Raw genomic sequence first — 15,710 nt, forward strand, 5'->3', positions numbered from 1 at the left:
TTTTCCGCAATGGCGCAACAGTCCTGCTCGACGTCTTTCTGAACAGCTGAAAAAGGGTATTTCAGGTTGGCGTGACGCTTGCCAACCGCCCGAATTCATTGACTGAGCGGTCAGCAAACGCAGGCAGGATCCATCCTGCCCTGAGCGAGGGGGCGCGCAGATTACTGGCTTGCGCGCGGGTCCTCAAGTGCTCCGTCGTGGAGCGGGTGTGGCTAAAACTGTGCGTTTGGTCAGGTTTTAGAAGTGAACCTTAACCAGGGCGCTGGTCACGCTCTGATTGGTGTCCAGCCGTCCACTGTTCTCGATGCCGTATTTGTCTTTCCAGTAGCTGTATTCGATACCCACGTACAACTGCTTGGCGCCCAGGTTCAGGGCCTTGCCCAGGTCGTATTTGACCTGTGGGTTGAACTGCAGGTTGGCGTGGTATGTACCGCGTCGGGTCTCGTCGTTATCGACCACCCAGTCCATGTAGCCATCGATGAGGATGTCGGACTTGCCTACAGGGATGGTGTAGGAAAAGGTCGGGGTAATCTGCCAAACGTTATCGCCTGGGCGGCTGCCTTCGGTGTTGCGCAAGTAAAAGTTCAAGGTGAAGTAATTGAAACCGGGAATCGCCAGGTTGAAGCCGGGGCCGATCAGGTAGGCCTCGTTGTCGCCTTCGCCCGACTCGTAGGTCATGGCCAGCAACACGTCGGTAATCGGACCGAACTCCAGCTTCTGGTCGAAAATTTTGCCGAACGACAGGCGCGGGCTGAACTCACCGTAGTAGGTGTTGTTGCCTTTGTTGCGGTCGGTACCGCCGTTGTAGAAGATCTTGTCGACGAACAGGAAGGTGTCGCCGTATTTCCACCGGTTGGCGTGTTCGAAGGTCACTGTCTGCTGGATGGCAGGGTTGACCTGGAAGTCCTTGCCATACAGGTAGGAGAGGCTGTTGGTGTGCCATTGCAGCAGGTCTTCTGCGGCGGCTGGCAAAGTGGCCAACAGACTGCTACCCAACAGAAGGGAAGTGGTGATGCCTTTCATGTTGTGATTCCCGGCTTTGTTATTGTTGGTTTTCGGTTTTTTCGGCGCGAAACGCCCCGGCCGACCCGCTCCCACGGGTCGACGGTCCTGCGTATTGCTCGGGGTGCTACCGGGCGGCAAGCGCCGCCCAAAGACTCAGTGTTGGTGGGCGGCTTCGTTGTGCGCAGCGCGTTCGGCGCCGCCGAGAATGTTGAACAGCAGGTTGAGGATCAGCGCGCTGACCGTGGCCATGGCGATACCGCTGTGGGTGATCGGTTCCATCCACTGCGGCATCTGTGCGAAGAACTCCGGACGCACCACAGGGATCAGGCCCATGCCGACGCTGACGGCAACCAGCAACTGGTTGCGGCGGTCGGCGATGTCGGCTTCCTGGAGGATCTTGATCCCGGTGGCAGCGACCATGCCGAACATGGCAATCGAGGCGCCGCCCAATACCGCCGGCGGAATCGAGGCAATCAGGAAGGCCGCCTTGGGCAGCAGGCTGAGCAGAATCAGAAAACCACCGGCAACCACCGTGACATAGCGGCAGCGCACGCCAGTCATCTGCACCAGGCCGATGTTCTGGGCGAACGAGGAGTGGGTGAAGGTGTTGAAGAAGCCGGCGACAAACGATGCACCGGCGTCGCACATCAGGCCGCGGCGCAGCATGCCCGGAGTGACTTCACGGTCGGTGACCTTGCCCAGGGCGAGGAACATGCCGGTGGACTCGACAAAGATGATCACCACCACCAGGCACATGGACAGGATCGGCGCCAGGCTGAAGGTCGGCATGCCGAAGTGCAGCGGCGTTACCACTTGTACCCAGGGCGCCTCGTCGAGGCCGGAGAGGTCGACCATGCCGATGGAGCCGGCGAGGATATAACCCAGGCCCATGCCGATCAGCACCGAGACATTGACCCAGAAGCCGCGCATGAAGCGGTTGACCAGGAGGATGGTCGCCAGCACCAGGCCGGCGACGATCAGGTAGATAGGGGAGCCGAAGGTTTCGGCAGTGGCGCCGCCACCGGCCCAGTTAACGGCAACCGGAAACAGCGAAAGACCAATCGAGGTGATGACCGTGCCGGTCACCAGCGGTGGGAAGAAACGCACCACCTTGGACATGAACGGGGCGATCAGCATGCCGAAGAAACCGGCGGCAATGGTCGCACCGAAAATACCTTGCAGGCCGACGCCGGGCATTCCGGCCATGGCCACCATGCTGCCAACTGCAGCAAAGCTTGCACCCATCATCACCGGCATGCGTATGCCGACTGCGCCAATGCCGAACGACTGGACGATGGTGGCGACACCAGCGACCAGCAGGTCGGCATTGATCAGGAAAGCGACTTCTTCACGAGAAAGGCCGGCGGCCTGGCCGATGATCAGCGGCACGGCAATCGCGCCTCCGTACATCAGCAAGACATGTTGTAGACCCACCAGGAACAGTTGGAGCATTGGCAGTGGCTGTCGTGGGGGCGCAACGGGGATGTACGCCTTGCGTGACTCGGACATGCAACACCTCGGTTTTGTTTTTATTCTTTAGAGCTGCAAGCTTCAAGCGCCACGCCTCGAGGAGAAGCAGGTGGTGGCGCTTGGCTTGCAGCTTGCAGCTTGTCGCTTGAAGCCTGTTACTTACTTGGTTGGAGCACCTTTGGCGATCCAGGCGCCAATCAGTTCACGTTCCTGCTGGGTCATCTGGGTGATGTTGCCCAACGGCATGATCTGCGTGGCGACAGCCTGAGCCTGGATACGCGCGGCCTGTTGCTGGATCTGTTGTGGGGTGTCGAGCATTACCCCGGCAGGTGCAGCGCTGAACAGCGGGCTGGTCGGCTTGGCCGAATGGCACACGGCGCAACGTTCCTGGATGACGCTGTGGATCTTGTCGAAACCGGCATCGTCGAGTTTGGCGACGTTGGCCGCCGGCGCTTCGGCCGGGGCAGCGGCCTGGGCAGGTGCGGCGGCTTGCTCTGCAGCTTTCTCGGCAGCGGTCTTGCCACCCAGTGCGGTTTCCGGCAGCGGCTGGTACTCGACCTTGGCAGCGGCCTGCTCAGGCGCGGTCGGCATTGGCGCAGGGCCAGTGACGTAAGCCAGGCAGATCATCGACAGGGCACCGACCGGCAGGGTCCAGGCGTACTTGTTGCTGTCGTGGCGGGTGTTGAAGTAGTGACGAACCAACACTGCAGCCACTGCGATACCGCCCAGGATCAGCCAGTTGTACTGGCTACCGTAGGTGCTCGGGAAGTGGTTGCTGATCATGATGAACAGCACCGGCAGGGTGAAGTAGTTGTTGTGCCGCGAGCGCAGCAGGCCCTTGGCCGGCAGGAGCGGGTCCGGGGTCTGGTTGGCTTCGATGGCGGCGACCAGCTGACGCTGGGCCGGCATGATGATGCGGAACACGTTACCGACCATGATGGTGCCGATGATCGCGCCGGTGTGCAGGTACGCACCACGACCGCTGAACACCTGGCTGAAACCGTAGCAGGCGGCAATCACCAGGACGAACAGCACCAGGCCGAGCAGGCCAGGGCGTTTGCCCAGTGGCGAGTCGCACAGGAAGTCGTAGATGAACCAGCCAGCGATTAGCGAGCCAACGCCAATGGCGATCCCTTCACCACCGCTCAGGGTGCTGCCAGGGGCCAGCAGGTACAGGGTCGGGTTCCAGTAGAACACCAGGCACAGCAGGGCGATACCCGACATCCAGGTGAAATAGGCTTCCCATTTGAACCAGTGCAGGTTCTCCGGCATTTTCGGCGGAGCCAGCTTGTACTTCTCCAGGTGGTAGATCCCGCCACCGTGAATCGCCCAGAGATCGCCGGACAGACCATCGCGCGGGTTGGCCCGGTTGAGGTTGTTTTCCAGCCAGACAAAGTAGAACGACGCGCCAATCCAGGCGACGCCAGTGATCATGTGAACCCAACGCACGCTCAGGTTCAGCCATTCCAACAGATGTGCTTCCACAGTCTTTACCTCTACCCTGGCACCCTGTAGCCGGGTGCTCAGGTCTTCTCTTATTGGTGGGGGGCGAGGATCAATTGCTCATCCTCATTGAAAAAATGCTCATCGCAGTTATTGCCAGTGCCACTGCGATCAACCACCAGGAAGTCATCCCGCTTTTCGATCGTCAGCACCGGGTGGTGCCAGACGCCGCGATGGTAATTGATGCCCTGCCTTCCATTACTGATGAAGGCACGGACCAGGCCTGATACAGGTGCATCGCCAACGGGCGCGACCACGATCAGAAAGGGGTTGCCGAGCAGCGGAATGAAAGCCTGGCTGCCCAGCGGATGGCGCTCCAGCATGCGAACGGTCAGCGGCATGTCCTGCGCGTCGGCGCGGAAGATGCTGATGATCGCGTTGTCCTCGGGCTGGGCGGTTTGTACCGTCGCCAGCTTGTGGAAGCGCATGGTCGAACCGTTGTTGATCATGAAGTGGTCGCTGCCGTCGGTTTCGATCACGTCACCGAAAGGGGCGAAGGCTTCTTTGGTCAAGGGCTCAATCACTAAAGTGCGCATGCGGATTCTCTTTATTCTGTGTTGTGGAGGGTAAGGCCGGGCTTACCCTTAAAGTTGCAGCAGGCGGAACAGGGCAATCAGGTTGATCTGCGCCAGCGCTTCCTTGAACTCGGCCTCGACCGAGTTGTGGATGCGCTTCTCGAACGAGGCGAGGATCTGGTGCCGGTTGCTGCCTTTTACCGCCATGATGAACGGGAACCTGAATTTCTCTTTGTAGGCATCGTTGAGTTCGGTGAAGCGCTCGAACTCTTCGGCGGTGCACTGGTGGATACCAGCGCCGGCCTGCTCGTTGGTGCTCGACTCGGTCAGTTCACCTTGGATCGCGGCTTTGCCGGCGAGGTCCGGGTGAGCATTGATCAGGGCCAGCTGGGCGGCGTGATCGGCGCTCAGCAGGATGTCGCTCATGCGTTGATGCAGGGCTTCGATCTGGTCGATTTCCTGCAACTGGCCGAGGTCGTAGGCCTTTTCGGCGACCCACGGCGAGTGCTCGTAGATGTCGGCAAAGGCTTCGACGAACGCGCTGCGCTCCAGGGACGAAGGCTTGAGGGTTTTGAAAGCGGTCATTGGGCGTTCTCGGCTTTGTAAGGGTGGGTGGCATGCCAGTGACGGGCGATGTCCACGCGCCGGGTGAACCAGACCTGCTCATGGCTCTTGGCGTATTCAATGAAGCGCTTGAGCGCAGCCAGGCGAGCCGGACGGCCAATCAGGCGGCAGTGCAGGCCGATCGAGAGCATCTTCGGTGCCTCGGCGCCTTCTTCGTAGAGGACGTCAAAAGCATCCTTGAGGTACTGGAAGAACTGCTCGCCGCAGTTGAAGCCCTGCACCTGGGTGAAGCGCATGTCGTTGGTGTCCAGAGTGTAAGGGATCACCAGGTGCGGCTTGCCGGTCGGGTTGTTCGGTTCCCAGTAGGGCAGGTCGTCGTCGTAGGTGTCGCTGTCATAGAGGAAGCCACCTTCCTCCATCACCAGGCGACGGGTGTTGATCCCGGTGCGGCCGGTGTACCAGCCCAGCGGACGCTCACCGGTCAGTTCGGTGAGGATGCGGATCGCTTCGAGCATGTGCTCGCGCTCCTGGGCCTCGTCCATGTTCTGGTAGTCGATCCAGCGGTAGCCGTGGCTGCAGATCTCGTGACCGGCTTCGACCATGGCGCGGATCACGTCGGGGTGACGCTGGGCGGCCATGGCGACGGCGAAGATGGTCAGCGGCACGCCGGTGTCCTTGAACAGCTTGAGCAGGCGCCAGACGCCGGCGCGGCTGCCGTATTCGTAGAGCGATTCCATGCTCATGTTACGCGCGCCCTGCAGGGGCTGGGCGGCAACCATTTCCGAGAGGAAGGCTTCTGATTCCTTGTCCCCGTGAAGAATGTTGCGTTCACCGCCTTCTTCGTAATTGAGTACGAAAGACAAAGCAATGCGGGCATTCCCCGGCCAGCGCGGATGGGGTGGGGTATTGCCGTAACCGATCAGGTCGCGAGGATAGTCAGCGCTCACTGCAGTCTTCCTTCTTATACGTGTAAACGGAGGGCGTGGCGCCCGGGTAGGGTATCGGCCACGACGATGAGGTGATTGTATACAACTTTGTTTGCGGTTTGTAAGCCTGTTTTTTCCTATTTCTTCCTGTTTTTACCCTCGGAAACCCTCTGCAAGAAACCTGCCCAATTGGTCAGTTAATGACGCGCTCGTCGGCCAGTGGCGTGGTTTTGCGACTGATGGCGTATTTACAGAAGGTGGTGGGCATGTCAGGAAAGAATACCGAATTATTGTGTACAATTTTACAGAAAAATGTCTTAATAATCCGACAGTCGTACGCTGCCGGGTCTCCTGACGGCGCCGTACGGGATTTTTTGCCCACAGATAGAACAGAGGCGAGCAAGCAATGGGACGTTTGACCACGCATGTACTGGATGCCGCTCACGGCTGCCCTGGCAGCTCGATCAAGGTCGAGCTGTACCGGGTCGAAGGCCAGCAGCTCGAGCTGGTGCACACCACCCTGACCAACAGCGATGGCCGTTGCGACGCGCCACTGTTGCAAGGTGACGATTACCGCAGCGGCGTCTACCAGCTGCAGTTCAATGCCGGCGACTACTACCGCGCCCGTGGCGTGCAGCTGCCTGAGCATGCATTTCTTGATGTTGTGGTACTGCGTTTTGGCATCAGCGCCGAGCAGGATCACTACCACGTACCACTGTTGATCTCGCCGTACAGTTACTCGACCTATCGTGGAAGCTAGTTGGTCGCTAGAAGAATCTTCGTAGGTCCTTGCCCGCTCACACTGCGGGCTTTTTTTTGTCTGCAATTTGAAGGTGCATCCAGTTTCTGTGGGGGCCGGCCTTGCCGGCGATGAGGCTGACGACCGCTCTGCGGTCGATCGCTGGCAAAGCCAGCTCCCACAAGGGCTGGACCAGGCAACAAAAAGCCCCACCCGAAGGTGAGGCTCTGTTTACCCGGGGTTGTGCTTACAGGAACACAAACTTGGCAATGAAGATCGCCGTCAGTACCCACAAGCTTGCCGAGATCTCGCTGAAGCGACCGGTACCGGCCTTGAGCACCACATAGGTGATAAAGCCCAGGGCAATACCGTCGGCAACCGAGAAGGTCAGCGGCATCATGATCGCGGTGACGATCGCCGGGATGCTGTCGGTGGCTTCATCCCAGTTGATGTGCGCCATGCTGCCCATCATCAGCATCGCCACATAGATCAACGCACCCGCCGTGGCGTAGGCGGGAATCATCCCGGCCAGGGGGGCGAAGAACATCGCGGCGATGAAGAACAGGCCGACCACCACCGCCGTCAGGCCGGTGCGGCCACCTGCGGCAACACCCGCAGCACTTTCCACATAGCTGGTTACCGGCGGTACGCCCACCACTGCACCGAACACACTCGAAGCACTGTCTGCCTTCAATGCGCGCGAGAGGTTTTCGATGCGTCCGTCGGCATTCACCAGGTTGGCGCGCTGGGCTACGCCCATCAGGGTGCCGGCGGTGTCGAACATGTGCACGAAGAGGAAGGCGAACACCACGGCAATCATGCTGACGTTGAACACGCCCGCGACATCCATGGCCATCCAGGTCGGTGCCAGGCTCGGTGGCAACGAGAACAGGCCGCCGTATTCGACCAGGCCCAGGCCCCAGCCGGCGAGGGTGACGCTGATGATGCTGATCAGGATCGCGCCGAACACGCGGTGATAGCTGAGCACTGCAATCATCAAAAAGCAGATCGCCGCCAGCAGCGGGCCAGGCTCATGCAGAGAGCCGAGCTTGATCAGGGTGGCCGGGCTGTCGACGACAATTCCGGCAGTTTTAAGACCGATCAGTCCGAGAAACAATCCGACGCCGGCACCCATCGCATGACGCAGGCTCACGGGAATGCTGTTGAGCAGCCATTCACGCACCCGCGAAAGCGTCAGCAGCATGAACAGCACCCCGGAGACGAATACCGCGCCCAGCGCCGCCTCCCAGGTGTAGCCCATGGTCCCGACCACGGTATAGGTAAAGAAGGCGTTGAGGCCCATGCCCGGTGCCAGGCCTACTGGCCAGTTGGCGTACAGGCCCATCAACAGGCAGCCCAGGGCGGCGGCGATACAGGTGGCGACAAAAGCCGCACCGTGATCGATGCCGGCATCGGCCATGATGTTGGGGTTGACGAAGATGATGTAGGCCATGGTGATAAAGGTGGTCAACCCGGCGATCATCTCGGTTTTGACGGTGGTGCCATGTAGCTTGAGTTTGAAAATCCGCTCCAGCCAGCTCGTTTCGAGCGGTGGGGCAAGATCCAGCGTAGGGGCTTCGGATTTGCGGCTTTCCACAGCGTGTACTCCTCAAGTCTTTTCTTGTTTTTCAGAGCCAGTCCTGCGCACGCACTGGGAAGCTCTGTGAGGCGGATGGGATGGCAGGCGACCGGACCGTTTGTTGACTTCTGAGTCAGGAAGTTGCACGGATGGATTATGCGTTTGTATACAAAGAATGCAAATAATGTTTTTGTTGTTGTGCGCAAATAATTTCGCCGCATCGCTATAAAGGCCATCACCCCCTGCAGAAATCGCTGCGGCTGTGTACAATGTGCCCATACCTTAATCGTTTAATTTTCTTACCAAGACTTGCCTCCGCCCCACTGGCTGGTATTACAGTCAGGGTCCGACAGGCCGATCCCCGTGCTCGAGTGCCCATGAACGAACAGCTGCAACCTCTCAAGAAACCAGTGCGTACCGGCAAGGCCGGGCGCAGCGGAACCCAGGACGACATCGTCTACGCGCACATTTTCGAGGCCATTCTCGAACAGCGTCTGGCGCCGGGTACCAAGTTGAGCGAGGAAGCCCTGGGCGAAATCTTTGGCGTCAGCCGCACCATCATTCGCCGCGCACTGTCGCGCCTGGCGCATGAAAGCGTGGTGCTGCTGCGGCCTAACCGCGGTGCGGTGGTGGCCAGCCCGACCGTTGAGGAAGCGCGCCAGGTGTTTTTCTCGCGGCGCATGGTTGAGCGCGCCATCACCGAGCTTGCGGTCGAGCACGCCACCGCCGAGCAGCTCAACGAGTTGCGCCAGATGGTGCGTGAAGAGCGCGACAGTTTCTCCCGGGGCGACCGCGGTGCCGGTATTCGTCTGTCCGGCGAGTTCCACCTGAAGCTCGCCGAAGCCGCCGGCAATGCGCCGTTGATCAGCTTCCAGCGCAGCCTGGTGTCGCAGACTTCGTTGATCATCGCCCAGTACGAAAGCGGCAACCGTTCGCACTGTTCCTACGACGAGCACATGCAGCTGATCGACGCCATCGAGGCGCGTGACGTCAATCAGGCGGTCAGCCTGATGATGCACCACATGGATCACATCGACAGCAAGCTCAACCTCGACGAGGACAGCGCTTCGGATGATCTGCATGCGGTGTTCTCGCATTTGTTGCAGACCAAGAAGCGTGGCAGTTCGGTGCCGATCAAGGGCTGATAACCGGCTCAAAACAATCGCGGGGCAAGCCCGCTCCCACAGGTTCAAACAAATCCTGTGGGAGCGGGCTTGCCCCGCGATGTTTTTGAAGATTAACGCTGGTGTACGCAACGCCCGGCGGCGAAGGTCTGTTTGACGGTACGGTCGTCGCCCAGGGTCATCAGCACGAACAGGGTCTCGTCGATGCTGTTCGACTGCTGGATGCGGTAGTCCATCAGCGGCGTCGCCTTGTAGTCGAGCACCACGAAGTCGGCATCGTTGCCAGGCTTGAGGCTGCCGATGCGGTCATCCAGGCTCAGCGCCTGAGCGCCGCCGAGGGTGGCCAGATACAGCGACTTGAACGGGCTCAGGCGCGCGCCCTGCAGCTGCATGACCTTGTAGGCTTCGTTGAGGGTGTTGAGCAGCGAGAAGCTGGTGCCGGCACCGACGTCGGTACCCAGGCCGACCTTGACCTTGAACTTCTCCGCCTGTGGCAGGTTGAACAGGCCGCTGCCGAGGAACAGGTTGGAGGTCGGGCAGAAGGCCACGGCCGAACCGGTTTCGGCCAGGCGCTGGCACTCTTCGTCACACAGGTGTACGCCGTGGGCGAATACCGAGCGCTCACCGAGCAGCTTGAAGTGATCGTAGACGTCCAGGTAACCCTTGCGCTCAGGGAACAGTTCCTTGACCCAGTCGATCTCCTTGAGGTTTTCGCTCAGGTGGGTGTGCATGTACAGGTCAGGGAATTCGCTCAGCAGCTGCCCGGCCAGGGTCAATTGCTCCGGGGTGCTGGTCGGGGCAAAGCGTGGGGTCACGGCGTAGTGCAGGCGACCCTTGCCGTGCCAGCGTTCGATCAGCGCCTTGCTTTCGGTGTAGCCCGACTCGGCGGTGTCGGTCAGGTAGTCCGGGGCATTGCGGTCCATCATCACCTTGCCGGCGATCATCCGCAGGTCCAGGCGTTCGGCTTCTTCGAAGAAGGCATTGACCGACTCGGGGTGCACGCTGCCAAACACCAAGGCAGTAGTGGTGCCGTTGCGCAGCAGCTCTTCGATGAAGATCTTCGCTACCTTGTCGGCGTGCGCCTTGTCGGCAAACTGCTTCTCGCACGGGAAGGTGTAGGTGTTGAGCCAGTCCAGCAGTTGCTCGCCGTAGGAACCGATCATGCCGGTCTGCGGGAAGTGGATATGGGTGTCGATAAAGCCCGGGGTGATCAGGGCGTCCTGATAGTGCTGTACCTCGATGTCTGCCGGCAGGCTCGGCAGCAGTTCACTGGCGTGTCCCAGGGCGCTGATCTTGCCGTTGTCGATCAGCAGCAGGCCGTCCTGGAAATACTGGTAGGAAGCTTCGATTCCCACCTCGGCAGGGTCGGCGATGCTGTGCAGGATGGCGGCACGGTAGGCTTTGCGGGTTGCGCTCATAGGGCTCTCGTCATATGGCTTGGCTGCGCCGCGAGGGCGGCAGCAATTGGGCAATGGGGCCGGCATTGGTCGCACTGTCGTGCTGGCCGAAGCTGGCGTTGTAGGTGGCAATGATTTCAGCGGCGATGGACACGGCGATCTCGATCGGCAGTTTGCCCTTGACCTCGGCCAGGCCCATGGGGCAACGCATGCGTTGCAGACGCTCCTCGGTGTAGCCGCGTTCACGCAGACGGTGTTCGAATTTGACCCGTTTGGTTTTCGAGCCGATCAGGCCGAACCAGGTGAAGTCATTGCGTTTAAGGATTGCAGCGGTCAGTTCCAGGTCCAGTTGATGGTTGTGGGTCATGACGATGCAATAGCTGCCAGCGGGCAGGTCGTCGACTTCATCGACCGGCTCTTCGCTGACGATCTTGCTGACGCCAGTCGGAATCTGCTCGGGAAACTCCTGCTCGCGCGAATCGATCCAGCGCACCCGGCAGGGCAGCGCGGCGAGCAAGGGTACCAGAGCGCGGCCGACATGGCCTGCGCCGAACACGGCGATTTGTGCTTGCACCTGGCCCATGGGCTCGAACAGCAGCACGGTAGCGCCGCCGCAGCACTGGCCAAGACTGGCGCCGAGGCTGAAGCGCTCCAGATGCGGTGATTCGCGACGCTCGGCGAGCATCTCGCGGGCGATTTTCATCGCTTTGTATTCAAGGTGGCCGCCGCCGATGGTGTCGAACAGCTGTTCGGCGCTGACCACCATCTTCGAGCCGGCATTGCGTGGCGTCGAGCCGCGTTCTTCGATGATGGTCACCAGTACGCAGGCTTCACCGCGGGCTTGCAGGTCGGCGAGGGCGTTGATCCAGGTGTGCATTATTCAGTTACCTCTGGGGTGTCTGTTCCGGCCTCATCGCCGGCAAGGCCGGCTCCCACACTGAGAGTTTCGAATCATTGCTCTGTGGGAGCCGGCCTTGCCGGCGATAGGGGCCTCACGGAGTCACTGTCTCAACCTCGGCAGCCGGCTGCTGTGCCGCCACCGCCTTGCGCATCTGCTCGCAACCCCATAGCACCCGCTCAGGTGTCGCCGGCGCATCGATCTTCGGTTGCACCCGGTAGTCCGCCAGGCTGGCCACGGCATCCTTGATCGCGCACCAGGCGGCGATACCCAGCATGAACGGCGGTTCACCCACGGCTTTGGAGTGGAACACGGTGTCTTCCGGGTTCTTGCGGTTTTCCACCAGCTTCACGCGAAAGTCGATCGGCATGTCCGCCACCGCCGGAATCTTGTAACTGGCCGGGCCGTTGGTCACCAACTTGCCCTTGGCGTTCCACACCAGCTCTTCGGTGGTCAGCCAGCCCATGCCCTGAACGTAGCCGCCTTCCACCTGGCCGATGTCGATGGCCGGGTTCAGCGAGGCGCCGACGTCGTGCAGGATGTCGGTGCGCAGCATCTTGTATTCGCCGGTCAGGGTGTCGACGATCACTTCGGCACAGGCCGCACCGAACGCGAAGTAGTAGAACGGCCGGCCACGGGCCTGGCTACGGTCGTAATAGATTTTCGGGGTCTTGTAGAAGCCGGTGCTCGACAGCGATACCTGGGCAAAGTAAGCCTGCTGGATCAGCGCGTCGAAGCTGATGATCTCGTCGCGGATACGCACATGATTGTTGCGGAACTCGACGTCTTCCTCGGTCACCTTGTATTGCCGCGCAGCGAACTCCACCAGGCGCTTCTTGATGGTCTCTGCCGCGTTCTGTGCTGCCTTGCCGTTCAGGTCGGCGCCAGAGGAGGCCGCCGTCGGCGAGGTGTTCGGCACCTTCTCGGTGTTGGTCGCGGTGATCTGCACACGCTGGAAGTCGACCTGGAACACCTCGGCCACCACCTGCGCCACCTTGGTATTGAGGCCCTGGCCCATTTCGGTGCCGCCATGGTTCAGGTGGATGCTGCCGTCGGTGTAGACGTGTACCAGGGCACCGGCCTGGTTGAGGAAGCTGGCGGTAAAGGAAATACCGAACTTCACCGGGGTCAGCGCCAGGCCTTTCTTGAGGATCGGGCTATGGGCATTGAACAGGCGGATCGATTCGCGGCGCTCATGGTAGTCGGCGCTGGCCTCCAGCTCGGCAGTCATTTCCTCGAGCATGTTGTGCTCGACGGTCTGGTAGTAGTGGGTAACGTTGCGCTCGGTCTTGCCGTAGTAGTTGGCCTTGCGAACCGCCAGCGGGTCGAGCGCCAGGCTGCGGGCGATATGGTCCATCACCTCTTCGATGGCGACCATCCCCTGCGGGCCGCCGAAGCCCCGGTAGGCAGTGTTCGACGCGGTGTTGGTCTTGCAGCGATGACCGTTGACCGTGGCGTCACCGAGGTAATAGGCGTTGTCGGAGTGGAACATGGCGCGGTCGACGATGGATGCCGAAAGGTCTGGTGAGTAACCGCAGTTGCCGGCCAGCTCCAGGTTGATCCCGTGCAGGCGGCCGCTGTCATCGAAGCCGACGTCGTATTCGACGTAGAACGGATGGCGTTTACCGGTCATCAGCATGTCTTCGACCCGCGGCAGACGCATCTTGGTCGGCTGCCCGGTCAGGCGCGCGATCACCGCGCACAGGCACGCCGGGCTCGCGGCCTGGGTTTCCTTGCCGCCGAAGCCGCCGCCCATGCGGCGCATGTCGACCTGTACCTTGTTCATCGGCACGTCGAGCACTTCGGCGACCAGCTTCTGCACCTCGGTGGGGTTCTGGGTCGAGCAGTAAACGATCATCCCGTCGTCTTCGGTAGGCATCACCGACGAGATCTGGGTTTCCAGGTAGAAGTGTTCCTGGCCGCCGATGTGCAGGGTACCTTGCAGACGATGCGGCGCGTTCGCCAGGGCCGTGGCCGAGTCGCCGCGTTTGTGGGTGTGGCTGTCCAGCACGAAGTGGCGCTTGTGCAGGGCCTCGACCACGTCGAGCACCGGTTCCAGGTCTTCGTATTCGACGATCGCGGCCATTGCCGCGCGGCGTGCGGTGTCCAGGTCGCGGGCGGCGACGGCGAGTACCGGCTGGCCGACGAACTCGACCTTGTCGATGGCCAGCAACGGGTCGCCGGGCATGATCGCGCCAATGTCCTTGAGGCCTGGAATGTCTTCGTGGGTGATGGCGATGCGCACACCCTCGAAGGCATAGCAGGGGCTGGTATCGATCTTCAGCACCCGCGCATGGGCGCGGTCGGACATGCGCGCATACACGTGCAGCTGGTTGGGGAATTCCAGGCGGTCGTCGATGTACTGCGCCTCACCGCTGACCTGCTTGTCGGCGCTGTCGTGCTTGATGCTGCGCCCGACTCCGGTGGTCAGGTCCTGGCTGAACAGCTCGGCCATTTGCGCCTGGCTTTTGGCGACGTGATGGTTAGACATAAGCGGTCACCCGGGTCTCGATGTGCGGCGTTTGCAGTTCGATGAAGTATTTGCGCAGCAGGTTCTGCGCACTGAGCAGGCGGTATTCCTTGCTGGCGCGGAAGTCCGACAGCGGGGTGAAGTCTTCGGCCAGGGCCTGGCAGGCACGTTCGATGCTGGCCTGGTTCCAGGCTTTACCGACCAATGCGGCTTCGCAGGCGCGGGCGCGTTTGGGGATTGCAGCCATGCCGCCGAAGGCGATGCGTGCGGCTTCAACCACACCGTTTTCGATGCGCAGGTTGAAGGCGGCGCAGACGGCGGAAATATCGTCGTCCAGGCGCTTGGAAACCTTGTAGGCACGGAACGTCCAGGCGCTGCGGGCGCGCGGCACAATGATCTTCTCGATGAACTCGCTTTCCTGACGGGCAGTGATGCGGTAGTCGATGAAGTAGTCTTCCAGCGCCAGGGTGCGGGTGCTGCCGCCTTTGCGCAGGACAATCTGCGCATCGAGGGCAATCAGCAGGGGCGGGGAGTCGCCGATCGGCGAGGCGTTGCCGATGTTGCCACCGAGGGTGCCCTGGTTGCGGATCTGCAAGGAGGCAAAGCGGTGCAGCAGTTCGCCGAAGTCCGGGTATTCGCGGCTCAAGGCGTCGTAGCAGTCGGTCAGCGGGGTGGCCGCGCCAATTTCCAGATGTTCATCATGGCTGTCGATGCGCTTGAGTTCGGCGACGTTGCCGACATAGATCATCACCGGCAGGGTTTTGTGGAACTGGGTGACTTCCAGTGCCAGGTCGGTACCACCAGCGAGCAGGCGAGCTTCGGGATGCGAGCCGTAGAGGTCGGCCAGATCGGCGACGGTCAACGGTACCAGGCAGCGCTTGTCGCCGCTGTTGAGTTCACCGGTTTCGCTCGGCGCAATGGCTTTGAGACGGGCAATGGTCTGCGTCTGGTTGCTGTCAAACTGGTCGGGCTTGGCCTGGCAGCAGGACTGTTCGGCAGCCGCCAGAATAGGGCGGTATCCGGTGCAGCGGCAGAGGTTGCCGGCCAGCGCTTCCTGGGCCTTGTGCAGGTCCGGTGCATCGCTGTTCTTTTGCAGGGCAAACAGCGACATGACAAAACCGGGGGTACAGAAGCCGCACTGCGAGCCGTGGCAGTCGGCCATGGCCTGTTGCACGCTGTGCAGTTGGCCTTGATGCTTGAGACCTTCGACGCTGATCAATTGCTTGCCGTGCAACGACGAAACAAAGGTCAGGCACGAGTTCAGGCTGCGGTAGCGGATCTGCTCGCGGCCGTCGTCGCCCTCGGCCAGTTCGCCGACTACCACCGTGCAGGCACCACAATCGCCGCTGGCGCAGCCTTCCTTGGTACCGGACTTGCCCAAGTGCTCGCGCAGGTATTGCAGCACTGTCAGGTTGGGATCCAGGGCATGCTCACTGCGCAGCTCCTGGTTTAATAGAAACTGGATCACGGAAGGCCTCACACGCGGTTTATTGTTGTTGAGCGGACTGTAAGCAGACTTG

Annotated in this window: 13 protein-coding genes; 2 read left to right on the forward strand and 11 right to left on the reverse strand. The window is 60.9% G+C overall.

Annotated elements, in window-relative coordinates; genetic code table 11:
* Positions 1-237: 237 nt before the first annotated feature.
* The 6 genes from AC07OF_RS19315 to puuE form a co-directional block, all read right to left on the reverse strand.
* A complete protein-coding gene (locus tag AC07OF_RS19315) occupies positions 238-1,023 on the reverse strand; it encodes an outer membrane protein OmpK (protein ID WP_038613242.1) in 786 nt (261 codons plus the stop codon).
* A gap of 135 nt (positions 1,024-1,158) precedes the next feature.
* Positions 1,159-2,514, reverse strand: coding sequence for a nucleobase:cation symporter-2 family protein (locus tag AC07OF_RS19320; RefSeq protein ID WP_157193435.1), 1,356 nt, complete (start codon positions 2,512-2,514; stop codon positions 1,159-1,161).
* Between the two features lie 120 nt (positions 2,515-2,634).
* On the reverse strand, positions 2,635-3,960 hold the full coding sequence (locus AC07OF_RS19325; protein WP_157193434.1) for a urate hydroxylase PuuD: 1,326 nt from the start codon (positions 3,958-3,960) through the stop codon (positions 2,635-2,637).
* Positions 3,961-4,010: 50 nt separating this feature from the next.
* Positions 4,011-4,514, reverse strand: a complete 504-nt coding sequence (locus AC07OF_RS19330) for an ureidoglycolate lyase (protein WP_038613236.1) — start codon at positions 4,512-4,514, stop codon at positions 4,011-4,013.
* A gap of 48 nt (positions 4,515-4,562) precedes the next feature.
* Complete coding sequence (gene uraD / locus AC07OF_RS19335; protein WP_157193433.1) at positions 4,563-5,078, reverse strand: 2-oxo-4-hydroxy-4-carboxy-5-ureidoimidazoline decarboxylase; 516 nt, start codon at positions 5,076-5,078, stop codon at positions 4,563-4,565.
* Positions 5,075-6,004 (reverse strand): allantoinase PuuE, encoded by a 930-nt coding sequence (gene puuE / locus AC07OF_RS19340; protein ID WP_157193432.1) that lies wholly within the window; start codon positions 6,002-6,004, stop codon positions 5,075-5,077. Before puuE ends, uraD begins: the two co-directional genes overlap by 4 nt.
* A 385-nt stretch (positions 6,005-6,389) precedes the next feature.
* Here puuE and uraH point away from each other — a divergent pair, with 385 nt between their 5' ends.
* Complete coding sequence (uraH, locus tag AC07OF_RS19345) at positions 6,390-6,743, forward strand: hydroxyisourate hydrolase (protein WP_038613230.1); 354 nt, start codon at positions 6,390-6,392, stop codon at positions 6,741-6,743.
* Between the two features lie 226 nt (positions 6,744-6,969).
* Here uraH and AC07OF_RS19350 read toward each other — a convergent pair whose 3' ends face one another.
* Entirely contained in the window at positions 6,970-8,319 is a 1,350-nt protein-coding gene (locus AC07OF_RS19350; RefSeq protein WP_038613228.1) for an NCS2 family permease, read from the reverse strand.
* 359 nt (positions 8,320-8,678) lie between these two features.
* Between AC07OF_RS19350 and AC07OF_RS19355 the strand changes: the two genes are divergently transcribed.
* Positions 8,679-9,446 (forward strand): GntR family transcriptional regulator, encoded by a 768-nt coding sequence (locus AC07OF_RS19355; RefSeq protein ID WP_038613226.1) that lies wholly within the window; start codon positions 8,679-8,681, stop codon positions 9,444-9,446.
* A 92-nt stretch (positions 9,447-9,538) separates the two neighbouring features.
* Here AC07OF_RS19355 and guaD read toward each other — a convergent pair whose 3' ends face one another.
* From guaD to xdhA, 4 genes are all read right to left on the reverse strand, one after another.
* Positions 9,539-10,843, reverse strand: a complete 1,305-nt coding sequence (guaD, locus tag AC07OF_RS19360) for a guanine deaminase (protein ID WP_157193431.1) — start codon at positions 10,841-10,843, stop codon at positions 9,539-9,541.
* A gap of 10 nt (positions 10,844-10,853) precedes the next feature.
* Entirely contained in the window at positions 10,854-11,699 is an 846-nt protein-coding gene (xdhC, locus tag AC07OF_RS19365) for a xanthine dehydrogenase accessory protein XdhC (protein ID WP_495073339.1), read from the reverse strand.
* 115 nt (positions 11,700-11,814) lie between these two features.
* Positions 11,815-14,211 (reverse strand): xanthine dehydrogenase molybdopterin binding subunit, encoded by a 2,397-nt coding sequence (xdhB, locus tag AC07OF_RS19370; RefSeq protein ID WP_495073340.1) that lies wholly within the window; start codon positions 14,209-14,211, stop codon positions 11,815-11,817.
* On the reverse strand, positions 14,204-15,658 hold the full coding sequence (xdhA, locus tag AC07OF_RS19375) for a xanthine dehydrogenase small subunit (RefSeq protein ID WP_495073341.1): 1,455 nt from the start codon (positions 15,656-15,658) through the stop codon (positions 14,204-14,206). Before xdhA ends, xdhB begins: the two co-directional genes overlap by 8 nt.
* Positions 15,659-15,710: the final 52 nt, after the last annotated feature.

This window comes from Pseudomonas sp. GW821-FHT10B02, from assembly GCF_059415665.1.

Bases quoted from the DNA above. Each gene is read 5' to 3' on its own strand.
- AC07OF_RS19355 (WP_038613226.1), top strand. From the start codon at position 8,679: ATGAACGAACAGCTGCAACCTCTCAAGAAACCAGTGCGTACCGGCAAG.
- xdhC (WP_495073339.1), bottom strand. From the start codon at position 11,699: ATGCACACCTGGATCAACGCCCTCGCCGACCTGCAAGCCCGCGGTGAA.
- AC07OF_RS19330 (WP_038613236.1), bottom strand. From the start codon at position 4,514: ATGCGCACTTTAGTGATTGAGCCCTTGACCAAAGAAGCCTTCGCCCCT.
- uraH (WP_038613230.1), top strand. From the start codon at position 6,390: ATGGGACGTTTGACCACGCATGTACTGGATGCCGCTCACGGCTGCCCT.
- AC07OF_RS19320 (WP_157193435.1), bottom strand. From the start codon at position 2,514: ATGTCCGAGTCACGCAAGGCGTACATCCCCGTTGCGCCCCCACGACAG.
- xdhB (WP_495073340.1), bottom strand. From the start codon at position 14,211: ATGTCTAACCATCACGTCGCCAAAAGCCAGGCGCAAATGGCCGAGCTG.
- guaD (WP_157193431.1), bottom strand. From the start codon at position 10,843: ATGAGCGCAACCCGCAAAGCCTACCGTGCCGCCATCCTGCACAGCATC.
- AC07OF_RS19315 (WP_038613242.1), bottom strand. From the start codon at position 1,023: ATGAAAGGCATCACCACTTCCCTTCTGTTGGGTAGCAGTCTGTTGGCC.
- uraD (WP_157193433.1), bottom strand. From the start codon at position 5,078: ATGACCGCTTTCAAAACCCTCAAGCCTTCGTCCCTGGAGCGCAGCGCG.